This window comes from Neisseria blantyrii (genome assembly GCF_962747855.1).
GTDB lineage: Bacteria > Pseudomonadota > Gammaproteobacteria > Burkholderiales > Neisseriaceae > Neisseria > Neisseria viridiae.
In genome coordinates, this window is record NZ_CAUIZY010000006.1 from 18,353 (window position 1) to 33,573 (window position 15,221).

The following is a 15,221-nucleotide window of genomic DNA, read 5'->3' on the forward strand; positions in this document are numbered from 1 at the left end:
GTTAAAACACATTATGATGAAACAAGGCAGACGCACAGACGCTTCCCCGACAACCCGTCTGAAATGCACCGACTACGCCATACGCCCCCGGGAAATATCAGCCCTCCGGCATTGGATACGCAAGTCGTTCCGCCGCTTCAGACGGCATATCCACACAACACTATATAAGGAGTAGAAATGAAACTGTCCGAACTGTTCAACCCGAATGAATTTGCCGCGCGGCATTTGAGTTTCGGCGACGAAGCGGCGTTGCTTGCCGCTGTCGGCGAGAAAAGCATGGACGATTTTGTCGGCAATACCGTGCCGCAAAGCATCCGTATGCCGTCTGAACTCGATTTGCCCGAGGCCTTGATCGAGGCGGACGCATTGGCGAAATTGAAAGGCATTGCGTCGAAAAACGTGATCAACAAGTCCTATATCGGTTTGGGTTATTACCCGACCCGCGTGCCGAACGTGATTTTGCGCAACGTATTGGAAAATCCGGGTTGGTACACCGCCTACACGCCGTATCAGGCGGAAATTGCCCAAGGTCGTTTGGAAGCTTTGTTGAACTTCCAACAAGTGTGTATCGATTTGACCGGTTTCCCCGTGGCGGGCGCGTCTTTGCTGGATGAGGCAACCGCCGCCGCCGAAGCGATGGCGATGGCGCACCGCGTGGGCAAGGTGAAATCCGAGCGTTTCTTTGTGGACGAGCGCGTGTATCCGCAAACTTTGGACGTAATGAAAACCCGCGCCAAATATTTCGGCTTTGAACTGGTGGTCGGCGATTTTGCCAAAGCGGATGAAGGCGAATACTTCGGCGCGCTGTTCCAATACGTCGGCAAAGACGGCGACGTGCAAGACTTGCAAAGCGTCATAGGTCGTCTGAAAGCCAAAGGCACGATTGTCGCCGTTGCCGCCGACATTATGAGCTTGGTTTTGCTGAAGTCTCCGGCTGAATTGGGTGCAGATATTGCTTTGGGCAACACCCAACGCTTCGGTGTACCGATGGGCTTCGGCGGGCCGCACGCCGCTTATTTCGCGTTTAAAGACGAGTTCAAACGTTCCGCTCCAGGCCGCATCATCGGCGTATCCAAAGACGCATCGGGCAAACCTGCCTTGCGCATGGCGTTGTCCACCCGCGAGCAACACATCCGCCGCGAAAAAGCGACATCCAATATTTGTACGGCACAAGCATTGCTGGCGAACTTGGCCGGTATGTATGCCGTTTACCACGGCCCTGAAGGCGTGAAACGCATCGCCAACCGCATTCACGCGCTGGCTTCTGCCTTTGCCGATGCGCTGGTTTCAGACGGCCTGAATGTGGTTCATAAGGTCTTCTTCGATACCGTTACCGTCGATTTCGGCAACAAAGAGAAAGCAGACCAAATGTTTGCCGCTGCTTTGGAGTCGGGTTACAACCTGCGCCGCGTCAACGATACTCAAGTCGCAGCAGCCTTCCATGAAACTTCGACACGCGAAGATTTGGTCGATTTGTACCGCGCGTTTACCGGCAAGGATGCGTTCGCATTTGCCGATGATGTCAAAGGCCGTCTGAACGCCGAATTGCTGCGTCAGGACGACATTCTGCAACATCCTGTGTTCAACCGTTACCACACCGAACACGAAATGCTGCGCTACCTGAAAAAACTCGAAGACCGCGATTTGGCGATGAACCACAGCATGATTTCATTGGGCAGCTGCACCATGAAACTCAACGCGACTGCGGAAATGTTGCCGATTACTTGGGCTGAGTTCTCCGACATCCATCCCTACGCTCCCGAAGCGCAAACCGCGGGCTACCGCGAATTGCTCGCCGATATGGAAAACAGCTTGAAAGCCATCACCGGCTTTGACGCGATTTCCTTCCAGCCCAACTCAGGCGCGCAGGGCGAATACAGCGGCATGCTCTCCATCCGCCGCTACCAAGAAGCCAACGGCGAGGGACACCGCAACATCTGCCTGATTCCCAAATCCGCCCACGGCACCAACCCTGCGACTGCGGCCATGCTGGGCTTGAAAGTCGTCGTTGTCGACACCGACGAACACGGCAACGTCAACATCGACGATTTGAAAGTCAAAGCCGAGCAACACCGCGACGCTTTGTCTGCCATCATGATTACCTATCCGTCCACCCACGGCGTGTACGAGGAAGGCATCCGCGACATCTGCCGCATCATCCATGAAAACGGCGGACAGGTTTATATGGACGGCGCCAACCTCAACGCCCAAATCGGCATCATGCAGCCCGCCGAAGTCGGCGCGGACGTGTTGCACATGAACCTGCACAAAACCTTCTGCATCCCGCACGGAGGCGGCGGCCCGGGTGTCGGCCCTATCGGTTTGAAAGCCCACCTTGCCCCGTTTGCACCGGGACACGCTTTAACCGACACCCACAGCGCAAGTGCCGGACAAACCGCCGTTGCTGCTGCGGCCTTCGGTTCTGCGTCCATCCTGCCGATTACTTGGATGTATATCGCCATGATGGGCAAACAAGGTATGGAACAGGCAACGCGCCGCGCATTGCTCAACGCCAACTACATCGCCAAAGCCTTGGGCGAGGATTATCCGATTCTCTACACAGGTAAAAACGGCCGCGTCGCGCACGAATGCATCGTCGATTTGCGTCCGCTCAAAGCCGAAAGCGGCATCACCGAAACCGACATCGCCAAACGCCTGATGGACTACGGCTTCCACGCCCCGACCGTCTCCTTCCCTGTTGCCGGTACGCTGATGATCGAGCCGACCGAGAGCGAAAGCAAAGCCGAACTCGACCGCTTCATCGCCGCCCTGAAATCCATTCGCCGCGAAGTGCAGAAAGTCATCGACGGCGAATGGCCGAAAGACGACAACCCACTGGTCAACGCGCCGCACACCGCCGCAGATATAACCGGCGAATGGGCGCATCCGTACTCTCGCGAAGAAGCCGTCTTTCCGTTGCCCTTCGTGCGCGAACACAAATTCTGGCCGAGCGTCAACCGTGTGGACGACGTGTACGGCGACCGCAATCTCGTGTGCAGCTGCCCGCCGATGGAAAATTATGAAGACTGACCATTGAAACCCCGAAGACAAATGCCGTCTGAAACACTTTCAGACGGCATTTTCGTCAACGGCGGACCGGTTGCACCGATACACGTATCTCGACTATAACTTTAAAACAAATGGGTTAAACCAATATCCATACACCGGGTTTTTTTTATCATCCTGCTTTTTATTCATCCGATTGAGCAGACAGATTTTGAAGATGAAAAGCCTATTTGCACCCTTTGATGTCATTCCCACACGGACAAACAAATAAATTCCCATAAAAAAACGGAGCAGACACCTGCCCCGTTTTTATTTAATCCGAAATTTTAATCCGAATTTAGAATTTCGCACCGGATTGGTTGGCCATGTAGTCAACCGCTGCTTTGACTTCGTCATCGCTCAAGCCAGCGTTGCCGCCTTTTGCAGGCATCGCGTTAAAGCCTTCAAGGGCGTGTTTGTGCAAGGTTTCTTTACCTTGTTTGATGCGGGGAGCCCAATCGTCTTTTTTACCTATGCCGGGAATACCGGGAATCGAACCGCCGTGGCACGCCTGACAGCTTGCTTCAAAAACTTTCTTGCCGTCAACGCCGCCTGCAGCAGGTGCGGCAGCACCTTTGCCCTCTGCCCCCGCTTCCGCTGGAGCTGCATTATCGGCAGGAGCAGAAGCTGCCCCTGAAGCGGCATTGTCGGCAGGTGCAGCCTCATCAGGATTTGGGAAAGAACCTCCGCTTTTGTTTGCCATGTAGGTAATCGCCCGTTTGAGTTCCTGATCGGTCAGGTCTGCCGCACCGCCTTTTGCGGGCATGGCGTTAAAGCCATTCAGCGCGTGTTGGAACAAAGTATCGAAGCCTTGCGCGATACGCGGCACCCAGTCGCCGTTGTGCTCCAGTTTCGGGGCGTTCGGCACATTGCTGTCCGCCGCGTGGCATTGGATACAGATTTTGCCGAAAATCTGTTCGCCTTGGCGTTCGCCGACGGGGATGCCGTCGCCCATCGTCAATTGTCCGACGGGCTGGATACGGGTCTGCGTTGCCGCTTCCGTAGTGGCATCGACATCGCCGAACGAGCCGCTGCCCGCCAGCTTAATCAGGAAATAAAGGACTGCAATAACAATAACGATACCGCTCACAAGGGTAAACAGTGCAGAGCCTTGGGCTTTATTGTCGCGGAGTTGTTTCATTTGGTAGGCCTCGCCGTCAGGTTAGGTTGTGCTGTAGATTATAGTTTGGTGTGTTAAACGCAGTTAACAATATTTTGCTGGATTATACTGAATTCACAGGGTCTTTCCAATCGCTATCATTGAAAATATGAAAAAATTTGCCAACAGTATCTGTGCAAAACAAATAATCCGTTGAAAATACTGGATTATCTCCAAGAAAACTCCCATTATGCCTCCATACGCCGCCTGACGGCGCAAGATAACCTTTGCCAATTTGCAGAATTTACGTTAACCTTACGTTTTCCGCACCCATAGCTCAGTTGGAAGAGTGTCAGTTTCCGAAGCTGGAGGTCACAGGTTCGATCCCTGTTGGGTGCGCCAATTATAAAGAGGCCGTCTGAAAGATAAATACTTTTCAGACGGCCTTTTGACTTACTTCAAACTCTTATTTCAACACTTCGGCAAACGCATCGGCGACATAGGCGATATTTGATGTATTCAGCCCGGCGACGCACATCCTGCCGGAATCCAGCAGGTAAACGGCAAATTCGTCGCGCAGCCTGCGGACCTGCCCCACGCTCAACCCTGTGTAGCCGAACATTCCGCGCTGCTTGATGAAATAAGTGAAATCGCGGCCGGGGATTCGCGCAGTTAAGACATCGTAAAGTTTCTGTCGCATGGCGCGGATTCGGTCGCGCATGACATAGACTTCGTTTTGCCACAAGGCGTAAAGTTCGGGGTTGTTCATCACGTCGGCGGCGAGATACGCGCCGTGCGCGGGCGGGCTGGAGTAGATGCGGCGGACGGTAAATTTGAGTTGTCCGAACACCAATTCCGCTTCTTCTTTATTCGGGCAAACCACGCTCAGGCCGCCGACACGCTCGCCGTAGAGCGACAGGTTTTTTGAAAACGAATTGCTGACGAACAAGGGCAATTCCATTTCCACCGCTTTGCGGATGGCGTAGGCATCGCTGTCCAAATCGCCGCCGAAGCCTTGGTAGGCAATGTCCATAAACGGAATCAGTTTGCGCGTTTTGATGATTTGCAACACTTCGTCCCATTGCCGTTCCGACATATCCACGCCAGTTGGGTTGTGGCAGCAAGGATGCAGGATTAAGACGCTGTTTTCGGGCAGGGTGTTGAAAAACGCGGTCATTTCACCGAATTTCACGCCAACAGTGGTGGGGTCGTAATAAGGATAAGTGCCAACCTCGAAACCTGCGCCTTCAAAAATGCCGCGATGGTTGTCCCAAGTCGGGTCGCTGACGTAGGCGCGCGCTTCGGGAAACCAGCGGTGCAGGAAGTCCGCCCCGACTTTGAGCGCGCCCGAGCCGCCCAAGGTTTGTACGGTAATGATGCGTCCTTGCGCGAGCGCGCGGTTGTCTTTGCCGAACAACAAATGCTGCACCGCGCTGCGGTAAGCGTTCAAACCTTCCATCGGCAGATAGGGCGACGGCGCAGGTGTAGCGGCACGGGCGGTTTCGGCACGGTTTACGGATTCCAATACGGGCATCTTGCCTTCGTCGTCGAAATAAATGCCTATGCTCAAATTGACTTTTTCAGGGCGCGGGTCGCGGTTGAACGTTTCGACCAAACTCAAAATCGGGTCGCCGGGGTAATATTCAACGTGTCGATACATAGTCCTTACCTTTTGCTTTTCAAAGGATTTTCTTTTTCAACAGCACGCCGCTTTCAATATGGTGCGTAAACGGGAATTGGTCGAACAATGCGGCGCGTCCGACCGTATGGGTTTCCGCCAAGATGCCCAAATTGGCGCGCAGGGTTTCGGGATTGCAGGAAATGTAGATGATGTTGTCAAACTGCGACACCAGCTTCAAAGTTTCCTCATCGATGCCGGCACGCGGCGGATCGACGAAAATAGTGGAAAATGCGTAATCCGTCAAAGCAATACCGCCATCCTTAAGGCGTGTAAACTCACGTTTGCCGATATAGGCTTCGGTAAATTCCTCGGCAGACAGGCGGGCGATTTTGATGTTGCCGATGCGGTTGGCTTCGATATTCCATTGCGCCGCGCTGACGGAGGTTTTGGAGATTTCGGTTGCCAAAACACGTTCAAACTTTTCAGATAAAGGAAGCGTAAAGTTGCCGTTTCCACAATATAGTTCAAGCAAATCCCCACCCAGCCCTTCTGCCGCACCGCATGCCCATTCAAGCATTTTTTGACACACGGCAGCATTGGGTTGGGTAAAACCGCCTTCAATTTGCCGATAACGGAAATCCCGGTTGCCGACCTTCAAAGTTTCCGTCACATAGTCCTGTTTTAAGACTATTTTCTGCCCCCTGCTCCGTCCAATAACGGAAATATCCAACTGTTGCTGTAACGCTTGCGCCGCCCGTATCCACTCATCATCAAGCCTTTTGTGGTAAATCATGGTAACCAGCATTTCCCCGCTGAGCGTGGAGAGGAATTCGACGGCATACCAGCGTTTTTTGAGTTCGGGGGATTGCGCGGCGGCGGCGATCAGCTCGGGCATGAGGCGGTTGACGGCCTCGGAAGCCGCTTCAAAACGGTCGCAGCGTATCATGCTTGCGCTGCTGGCTTTCTGCCCTTTTTCAAACATGGCGTAAAACATTTCCCCGCCTTCGTGCCAAATACGGAACTCAGCACGCATACGGTAGTGTTTGTCCGGAGATTCGTACACTTCCCACTCGGGAACATCCAAACCTGCAAAAAGGGTTTTAAGGCGGTCTTTTTTATCTTGAAGCTGCTGCGTGTAGTCGCTCATATCGCTATCCTGAAAAATCAGACCGGATTATAAGCCGATTCACTGCAAAACACGCAACCCCTTTACCGGCATATAACCCGTTTTCCTCCGGCTTTTATGCTAAAATCCGCCGTCTCCAACATACCGCCGACAGAGGGAAAATATGGCAGGCAACACTTTCGGAAAACTCTTCACCATGACCACGTTCGGCGAAAGCCACGGCGCGGGTTTGGGCTGCATCATCGACGGCTGCCCGCCCGGACTGGCATTGACCGAATCAGACATCCAAGCCGACCTCGACCGGCGCAAACCCGGCACCAGCCGCCACGTTACCCAACGCCGCGAAGCCGACCAAGTCGAAATCCTCTCCGGCGTATTCGAAGGCAAAACCACCGGCACGCCCATCGCCCTCTTAATCCGCAATACCGACCAACGCAGCAAAGACTACGGCAACATCGCCACCAGCTTCCGCCCCGGCCATGCCGACTATACCTATTGGCATAAATACGGCACGCGCGACTATCGCGGCGGCGGCAGGAGTTCGGCCCGCGAAACTGCCTCCCGAGTTGCCGCCGGAGCCGTCGCCAAAAAATGGCTGAGAGAAAAATTCGGCACGGAAATTACCGCCTACGTTACCCAAGTCGGCGAAAAAGAAATCCGGTTTGAAGGCTGCGAACACATTTCCCAAAATCCTTTTTTTGCCGCCAACCAAAGCCAAATCGCCGAACTGGAAAGCTATATGGACGGCGTGCGCAAATCCTTGGATTCCGTCGGCGCGAAACTGCATATCGAAGCGGCCAACGTCCCTGTCGGCTTGGGCGAACCCGTTTTTGACCGCCTCGATGCCGAAATCGCCTACGCCATGATGGGCATCAACGCCGTCAAAGGCGTAGAAATCGGCGCAGGCTTCGGCAGCGTCGTCCAACGCGGCAGCAAACACGGCGACGAACTCACCCCGCAAGGCTTCCTGTCCAACCACTCAGGCGGCATCCTCGGTGGCATCAGCACCGGCCAGGACATCCACGTCAACATCGCTATCAAACCCACCAGTTCCATCGCCACCCCGCGCTGCAGCATCGATATCAACGGCAACCCCGTCGAACTCGCCACCCACGGCAGACACGATCCGTGCGTCGGCCTGCGCGCCGCCCCCATCGCTGAAGCCATGCTCGCGTTAGTCCTCATCGACCACGCCCTGCGCCATCGCGCGCAAAATGCCGACGTTCAGGTTAATACGCCCGACATTACCCTTTCAAACAAATAAAAATTTAGCCAAAACACAGACTTTATAATAGAATATCGAGCATTGCCGTGCAGCCTTGAGGCACGGGTTTGTTTAGAGGAATGCAACTGAAATGACACAAGAAACCGCTTTGGGCGCAGCACTGAAATCTGCGGTCCAAACCATGAGCAAAAAGAAACAGACAGAAATGATTGCCGACCATATCTACGGCAAATACGATGTATTCAAACGATTTAAACCGTTGGCACTCGGTATCGACCAAGACTTGATTACCGCGCTGCCCCAATACGATCCTACACTTATTGCACGCGTCCTCGCCAACCACTGCCGCCGTCCACGCTATCTGAAAGCATTGGCGCGCGGAGGTAAACGCTTCGACCTGAACAACCGCTTTAAAGGCGAGATTACTCCTGAAGAGCAAAATATCGCGCAAAATCATCCTTTCGTACAACAAGCTTTACAAAAACAGGCTGAAACCGCTACACCGGCAGCCGAAGCGGCAGAACCTTCCGCAGCAGAATAAGCTGTCCGAATAAAATGCCGTCTGAAACCTGATTGGTTTTCAGACGGCATTTTTCACATTGACTCAAATAGCTTGTTTATACAGTGTTTTATCCTTATTTTCTTCTTTTCTGCCAACCAGTTAAATATCCAATTGAGCCGTATCGCCTTCGCGTTCCATCCATGCGCGGCGGGCGGCGGCTTCGCCTTTGCCCATCAGTTTGACGAAGATGTCGCGTGTTTCGTCATCCGCTCCTTCGGGGATTTGCACCTGCAACAGACGGCGGGTGTCGGGGTGCATGGTGGTGTCTTTGAGCTGGTCGGGGTTCATCTCGCCCAATCCTTTGAAACGGCTGATGGAATAAGCAGTTTCTTTGACGCCTTCTTTTTGCAGCCGCTCCAAAATGCTGTCGAGTTCGTTTTGGTCGAGGGCATAGAATTTGCGGGCGGGTTTGCTTTTGCCTTGTGCGTTGACATCGACGCGGAACAGCGGCGGCTGGGCGACGTAGATATGTCCGTCGGCAACCAGTTTGGGGAAGTGGCGGTAGAACAGGGTCAACAGCAAAACCTGAATATGCGAACCGTCCACGTCGGCATCGGACAGGATGGCGATTTTGCCGTAGCGCAGGCCGCTTAAATCGGGATGGTCATTGATTCCATGTGGATCAACGCCGATGGCAACGGAAATATCATGGATTTCGGCGTTGCCGAAGAGTTGGTCGGGGTGGACTTCAAAGCTGTTGAGCACCTTACCGCGCAGAGGCAGGATGGCTTGGGTGGCTTTGTCGCGGGCGAGTTTGGCGGAGCCGCCAGCGGAATCGCCTTCGACGAGGAAGAGTTCGTTTTCGCGAATGTCTTCGCTTTCGCAGTCGGTCAGCTTACCGGGCAGGACGGCGACGCCGCTGCCTTTTTTCTTTTCAATCTTTTTAACCGAACGCATCCGTGCTTGTGCCTGACGGATAGCGAGTTCGGCGATTTTTTTGCCGAAGTCCACGTTTTGGTTCAGCCACAATTCCAAAGGGTCGCCCGATACGGTGGCAACGAGTTTCAACGCGTCACGGTTGGTCAGCTTGTCTTTGGTTTGACCTTGGAACTGCGGGTCGAGGACGCGGGCGGAGAGGACGAAGGCGGTTTTGCTGAACACGTCGTCGCTTTGCACTTTCACGCCGCGCGGTAAAAGGTTGTGCAGGTTGATGAAGTTGTTGACAGCGTTGAACACGGCTTGTTTCAAGCCTGCTTCGTGCGTGCCGCCCAGCGGGGTGGGAATCAGATTGACGTAGCTTTCGTTGACGCACGAACCTTCTTCCAGCCAAGTCAGGGCAAAGGCGGCGCCTTCGCCGATGCTGAAATCGCCGTTGTGGTCGTCTGAAATGTAGTTTTCGCAAGAGAAGATAGGCACGGCTTCCTGCGCGTCGGCAATCAGGTCGGTCAGATAGCTTTTCAGACCGTCTGGATAGTGCCAGGTTTGGGTATGCGCTTCGTCTTCGCCTTTGACCGGACGGGTCAGGGAAACGCGCACACCCGGCAGCAGCACGGCTTTGGCGCGCAACAGGCGTTCGAGTTCGGGAATGCTGTAATTCGGGCTTTCAAAATATTTGCCGTCCGGCCAGACGCGCACTTCGGTGCCACTGTCTTTGACGGCGCATTTGCCCACTTGTGCCAACGGTTCGACCACGTCGCCACCGGCAAACACGATGCGGTGGATTTTGCCTTCGCGTTTGACGGTTACCTCAAGGCGGGTGGAGAGGGCGTTGGTCACGGACACGCCCACGCCGTGCAGACCGCCAGAAAAGGCATACGCGCTGCCGCCGTCTTTTTTGTTGAACTTGCCGCCCGCGTGCAGACGGGTAAACACAAGTTCGACCACGGGTACGCCTTCGACAGGGTGCAGCCCGACGGGAATGCCGCGTCCGTTGTCGTGTACGGAAAGCGAACCGTCGTCGTGGATGCGCACGTCGATTTCAGTAGCGAAACCGCCCAACGCCTCGTCCGCCGCGTTGTCGATGACTTCTTGGCAGATGTGGGTCGGGCTGTCGGTGCGGGTGTACATACCGGGACGTTCTTTGACCGGCTCCAAGCCTTTGAGGACGGTAATGCTGGATTCGCTGTATTGGTTGTTTTTAGCCATAGGAATAATCTGAAAGTAAGAAAAACAACGCTTTCAGACGGCCTGAAAGCGTTGCGTTCCGTTGTTTTACCGGTTGCCGGAAGGTTGGCGGGCGGCAAAGTCTTCATAACTTTCCATACCGCGCAGGAAGCGGGAAGAGAGTTCTTTCAACGCCCCCAAATAAACGTCGCGTTTGAAATCAATCACTTCGTCAACGGGCGCCCAATATTGGTGCCAACGCCAGCCGTCAAATTCGGGGTGGCGGGTGGCGCGCAGGTTGACATCGCAATCCCGGCCGGTCAGGCGCAGGAGATACCAAATCTGCTTCTGTCCGCGATAAGAGCCGCGCCATTCGCGGCGTACCCAGTTGTTCGGCACGTCGTAACGCAGCCAGTCGCGCGTCCGCCCGACGATTTTGACGTGTTGCGGCAGAAGTCCGACTTCTTCGTAAAGCTCGCGGTACATGGCGGTTTCGGGGCTTTCGCCCGGCTTGATGCCGCCTTGCGGAAACTGCCAAGAATGTTCGCGCACACGCTTGCCCCAAAAGACTTCGTTGCGGTTGTTGATTAAGATGATACCGACATTGGGGCGATAGCCTTCCCTGTCCAACACGGTGTCGCCCTCCGTTAAATTCAATCGTGCGATTTTCCCACAAATCAGGCGGTTTTGACAAATCGGACGGCATGGCGGTACGCGTGCCGAAACATGGGGGGATTTGGGAAAATATCTTGAATTTGGTTTACAATAATGTGTTTCAAATTATTCGGGAATCAGAAAATGTTAGACATCCAATTGCTCCGCAGCAACACCGCCGCTGTGGCGGAACGCTTGGCCGCACGCGGTTATGAATTCGATACCGCGCGTTTTAATGCGCTGGAAGAACAGCGAAAAGCCGTCCAAGTGAAAACCGAAGAACTACAAGCCTCGCGCAACAGCATTTCCAAACAAATCGGCGCACTGAAAGGTCAGGGCAAACATGAAGAGGCGCAGGCGGCCATGGATCAAGTCGCCCAAATCAAAACCGATTTGGAACAGGCTGCCGCCGATTTGGATGCCGTTCAAAGAGAATTGGACGTATGGTTGTTGAGCATACCTAACCTGCCGCACGAAAGCGTACCCACCGGTAAAGACGAAACCGAAAACGTCGAAGTCCGCAAAGTCGGCACGCCACGCGAATTTGACTTTGAAATCAAAGACCATGTCGATTTGGGCGAACCTTTGGGTTTGGATTTCGAAGGCGGCGCAAAACTCTCCGGCGCACGATTTACCGTGATGCGCGGACAAATCGCCCGCCTGCACCGCGCGCTGGCGCAATTCATGCTCGATACACACACGCTGAAACACGGCTACACCGAGCATTACACGCCCTATATCGTGGACGACACCACCCTGCAAGGCACGGGCCAGCTGCCGAAGTTTGCGGAAGATCTGTTCCACGTTACCCGCGGCGGTGATGAAACCAAAACCACGCAATATCTGATTCCGACAGCTGAAGTTACCCTAACCAATACCGTTGCCGACAGCATTGTGTCCGAAAGCGAACTGCCGCTGAAACTGACCGCCCACTCGCCCTGCTTCCGCAGCGAGGCGGGTTCGTACGGCAAAGACACACGCGGCCTGATCCGCCAACACCAGTTCGACAAAGTAGAAATGGTACAAATCGTTCATCCCGAAAAATCATACGAAGCACTGGAAGAAATGGTCGGCCATGCCGAAAACATCCTGAAAGCTTTGGAACTGCCCTACCGCGTAATTACCCTGTGTACCGGCGACATGGGCTTCGGCGCGGCAAAAACGTATGACTTGGAAGTTTGGGTACCAGCGCAAAACACCTACCGCGAAATCTCAAGCTGCTCCAACTGCGAAGATTTCCAAGCCCGCCGCATGAAGGCGCGTTTCAAAGACGAAAACGGCAAAAACCGCTTGGTACATACCTTGAACGGCTCCGGCTTGGCTGTCGGCAGAACGCTGGTCGCCGTATTGGAAAACCATCAAAACGCCGACGGCAGTATCAATATCCCAGCCGCTTTGCAGCCTTATATGGGTGGCGTTGCCAAGTTGGAAGTGAAATAAGCCTTAACCCTGAACATAAATGCCGTCTGAAACCTGTTTCAGACGGCATTTCCTTTAAACTTCTAAAACACGTCAACCGTCGGCACGAACCGCATTGCCGCAATCGCCGGTCTGTCCGACCTCGCGGATATTGGACAGCGTAACTTCCGAAATATTACCCAACGCCTCTTCCGTCAAAAATGCCTGATGGCCGGTAAACAGCACGTTATGGCAGGACGACAGGCGGCGGAACACGTCGTCGGTAATCACATCGTTGGATTTGTCTTCAAAAAACAGCTCGCGCTCGTTCTCGTACACATCCATGCCCAATGCGCCGATTTTCCGGCGTTTCAACGCCTCAATCGCGGCAGAACTGTCAATCAGACCGCCACGGCTGGTGTTGATAATCATCACACCGTCTTTCATTTTGTCGAATGCCGCTTCGTTCAGCATATAGTGGTTCTCCGGCGTGGCGGGGCAATGCAGCGTGATGATGTCCGACCGGGCATACAGCTCGTCCAAATCCACATACCTGCCGCCGAGTTTTTCCACTTCGGGGTTGCAAAACGGATCGTAAGCCAGCAGGTTCATACCGAAACCCTTTAAAATCCGCATCGTTGCGATACCGATTTTCCCCGTGCCGATAACGCCCGCCGTTTTGCCGTACATATTGAAACCGGTCAGACCTTCCAGCGAAAAATTCGCATCGCGGGTACGCTGATAAGCTTTGTGGATACGGCGGTTCAAAGTCAGCATCAGACCGACCGTATGTTCCGCAACCGACTCGGGCGAATAGGCTGGCACGCGCACGACTTTCAAGCCCAACTCTTCAGCCGCCTTCAAATCCACATTATTGAAGCCGGCACAACGCAACGCCACAGTTTTCACGCCAATTTGCGCCAATTTTTCCAACACGGGCCGGCTGCCGTCGTCGTTTACAAAAATACAGACCGCTTCCGCGCCTTCCGCCATTTTCGCCGTTTTCACATCCAGCATAAAATCAAAAAACTCCAGCTCGAAACCGAAATGCCGGTTGGCGCGGGTAAAATGTTCGCGGTCATAGCTTTTCGTACCGTAAATCGCAATCTTCATCAATATGTCCAGTTGTCGCCTATGGTTGAGAAACGGCATAATACACTGAATTCAAACAAATCAGTAGAATATGGCGGATTAAAATTGATTGCATGCACAGCAGACGCAAAATGCCGTCTGAAACTTGGATTTCAGACGGCATTTCCATTTCAAAACACAAAACTCAATCGCCCATCGCCGCCAGAAGCTCCGCCTGATGCTCGGCAATCAGGGCATCAGTGATTTCTTCCAAGTCGCCGTCCATCACGAAATCCAGCTTGTGCAGGGTAAGGTTGATGCGGTGGTCTGTTACCCTGCCTTGGGGATAGTTGTAGGTGCGGATGCGTTCGCTGCGGTCGCCGCTGCCGATGAGGGATTTGCGTTCGGCGGCTTCTTTGGCTTGGGCTTCGCGTTTTTGCGCGTCGTTCAGGCGGGCGGCGAGGACTTTCATTGCCTGTGCTTTGTTGGCGTGTTGGCTGCGTCCGTCTTGGCACTCGACCACCATGCCTGTGGGCAGGTGGGTGATGCGGACGGCGGAATCGGTTTTATTGATGTGCTGACCGCCCGCGCCGGATGCGCGGAAGGTATCGATGCGCAGGTCGGCGGGGTTCAACTCGATGTCTTCCAGTTCGTCCGCTTCGGGCATGACGGCGACGGTGCAGGCGGAGGTATGGATACGGCCTTGGCTTTCGGTGGCGGGAACGCGCTGTACGCGGTGTCCGCCCGATTCAAATTTCAAACGGCTGTACGCCCCGAGTCCGACAATGCGGGCGATGACTTCTTTATAGCCGCCCAATTCGCTTTCGTTGTCGGAGACGATTTCAACCTGCCAGCGGTTGCGCTCGGCGTAGCGGCTGTACATACGCAGCAAGTCGCCGGCAAACAGCGCGGCTTCGTCGCCGCCGGTACCGGCGCGTATTTCGATAAAGATGTTTTTGTCGTCGTCGGCATCTTTGGGCAGCAGCAGTTTTTGCAGTTCGGTATCGAGCGCGCCGATTTTGGCTTTTGCCGCTTCGATTTCTTCGGCGGCAAAGTCTTTCATTTCGGGGTCGGACAGCATTTCTTCGGCATCCGCCAAGTCGCTTTGGGCAAGCCGATAGTTTTGGAATACTTCGACGACGGGGGTCAGTTCGGCGTGTTCGCGCGTGAGCTTGCGGTAGTTGTCCATATCTGCCGTGGCTTCGGGTTGCCCTAAAAGGTGGGTAACTTCTTCCAACCGGTCGCCGAGTTGTTGCAGTTTTTCTAAGATAGACGGCTTCATAATTCTTCCATAACAAACGCCGCCTGAATGTTCAGACGGCATCAACACTGGATTATTATAATAGGTTTTCCGGATATTCAAAAAGATAATCTTAG

General features: G+C 54.1%; 11 protein-coding genes and 1 tRNA gene. 5 read left to right on the plus strand and 7 right to left on the minus strand.

All coding sequences use genetic code 11. From position 1 onward, the window contains the following. Positions 1 to 177: 177 nt before the first annotated feature. Positions 178 to 3,030 (plus strand): aminomethyl-transferring glycine dehydrogenase, encoded by a 2,853-nt coding sequence (gene gcvP, locus Q9J80_RS06300; protein WP_304672774.1) that lies wholly within the window; start codon positions 178 to 180, stop codon positions 3,028 to 3,030. A 313-nt stretch (positions 3,031 to 3,343) separates the two neighbouring features. On the opposite strand, the gene Q9J80_RS06305 is transcribed toward gcvP, so the two are convergent. Then, positions 3,344 to 4,186, minus strand: a complete 843-nt coding sequence (locus tag Q9J80_RS06305; protein WP_304672773.1) for a c-type cytochrome — start codon at positions 4,184 to 4,186, stop codon at positions 3,344 to 3,346. Positions 4,187 to 4,470: 284 nt separating this feature from the next. Here Q9J80_RS06305 and Q9J80_RS06310 point away from each other — a divergent pair. Then, positions 4,471 to 4,546: transfer RNA gene (locus Q9J80_RS06310), tRNA-Arg, on the plus strand. 64 nt (positions 4,547 to 4,610) lie between these two features. On the opposite strand, the gene Q9J80_RS06315 is transcribed toward Q9J80_RS06310, so the two are convergent. Then, positions 4,611 to 5,804 carry an amino acid aminotransferase gene (locus Q9J80_RS06315; protein WP_304671613.1) on the minus strand — a complete coding sequence of 398 codons (1,194 nt, stop codon included), beginning with the start codon at positions 5,802 to 5,804 and terminating at the stop codon, positions 4,611 to 4,613. A 19-nt stretch (positions 5,805 to 5,823) separates the two neighbouring features. Continuing rightward, positions 5,824 to 6,912 (minus strand): tRNA (uridine(54)-C5)-methyltransferase TrmA, encoded by a 1,089-nt coding sequence (gene trmA, locus Q9J80_RS06320; protein ID WP_304671614.1) that lies wholly within the window; start codon positions 6,910 to 6,912, stop codon positions 5,824 to 5,826. Positions 6,913 to 7,054: 142 nt separating this feature from the next. On the opposite strand from trmA, the gene aroC reads away from it, so the two are divergent. Both aroC and Q9J80_RS06330 read left to right on the plus strand, forming a co-directional pair. Beyond that, a complete protein-coding gene (aroC, locus tag Q9J80_RS06325; protein ID WP_304671615.1) occupies positions 7,055 to 8,155 on the plus strand; it encodes a chorismate synthase in 1,101 nt (366 codons plus the stop codon). A 91-nt stretch (positions 8,156 to 8,246) separates the two neighbouring features. Next, complete coding sequence (locus Q9J80_RS06330) at positions 8,247 to 8,657, plus strand: ProQ/FINO family protein (RefSeq protein ID WP_301673032.1); 411 nt, start codon at positions 8,247 to 8,249, stop codon at positions 8,655 to 8,657. Between the two features lie 120 nt (positions 8,658 to 8,777). Here Q9J80_RS06330 and parE read toward each other — a convergent pair whose 3' ends face one another. Next, positions 8,778 to 10,763: a DNA topoisomerase IV subunit B gene (gene parE / locus Q9J80_RS06335; RefSeq protein WP_301673033.1), complete on the minus strand. Its 1,986-nt coding sequence runs from the start codon at positions 10,761 to 10,763 to the stop codon at positions 8,778 to 8,780. A 66-nt stretch (positions 10,764 to 10,829) separates the two neighbouring features. Beyond that, complete coding sequence (locus Q9J80_RS06340; RefSeq protein WP_107819510.1) at positions 10,830 to 11,354, minus strand: RNA pyrophosphohydrolase; 525 nt, start codon at positions 11,352 to 11,354, stop codon at positions 10,830 to 10,832. A gap of 165 nt (positions 11,355 to 11,519) precedes the next feature. Between Q9J80_RS06340 and serS the strand changes: the two genes are divergently transcribed. After that, on the plus strand, positions 11,520 to 12,815 hold the full coding sequence (gene serS / locus Q9J80_RS06345) for a serine--tRNA ligase (RefSeq protein WP_301673034.1): 1,296 nt from the start codon (positions 11,520 to 11,522) through the stop codon (positions 12,813 to 12,815). A 72-nt stretch (positions 12,816 to 12,887) separates the two neighbouring features. Here serS and Q9J80_RS06350 read toward each other — a convergent pair whose 3' ends face one another. Then, positions 12,888 to 13,886, minus strand: a complete 999-nt coding sequence (locus Q9J80_RS06350; protein ID WP_301673035.1) for a 2-hydroxyacid dehydrogenase — start codon at positions 13,884 to 13,886, stop codon at positions 12,888 to 12,890. 163 nt (positions 13,887 to 14,049) lie between these two features. Continuing rightward, the gene (prfA, locus tag Q9J80_RS06355) at positions 14,050 to 15,126 is read right to left on the minus strand and encodes a peptide chain release factor 1 (RefSeq protein WP_301673036.1); all 1,077 of its coding nucleotides are present in this window, start codon (positions 15,124 to 15,126) and stop codon (positions 14,050 to 14,052) included. Positions 15,127 to 15,221 lie beyond the last annotated feature (95 nt).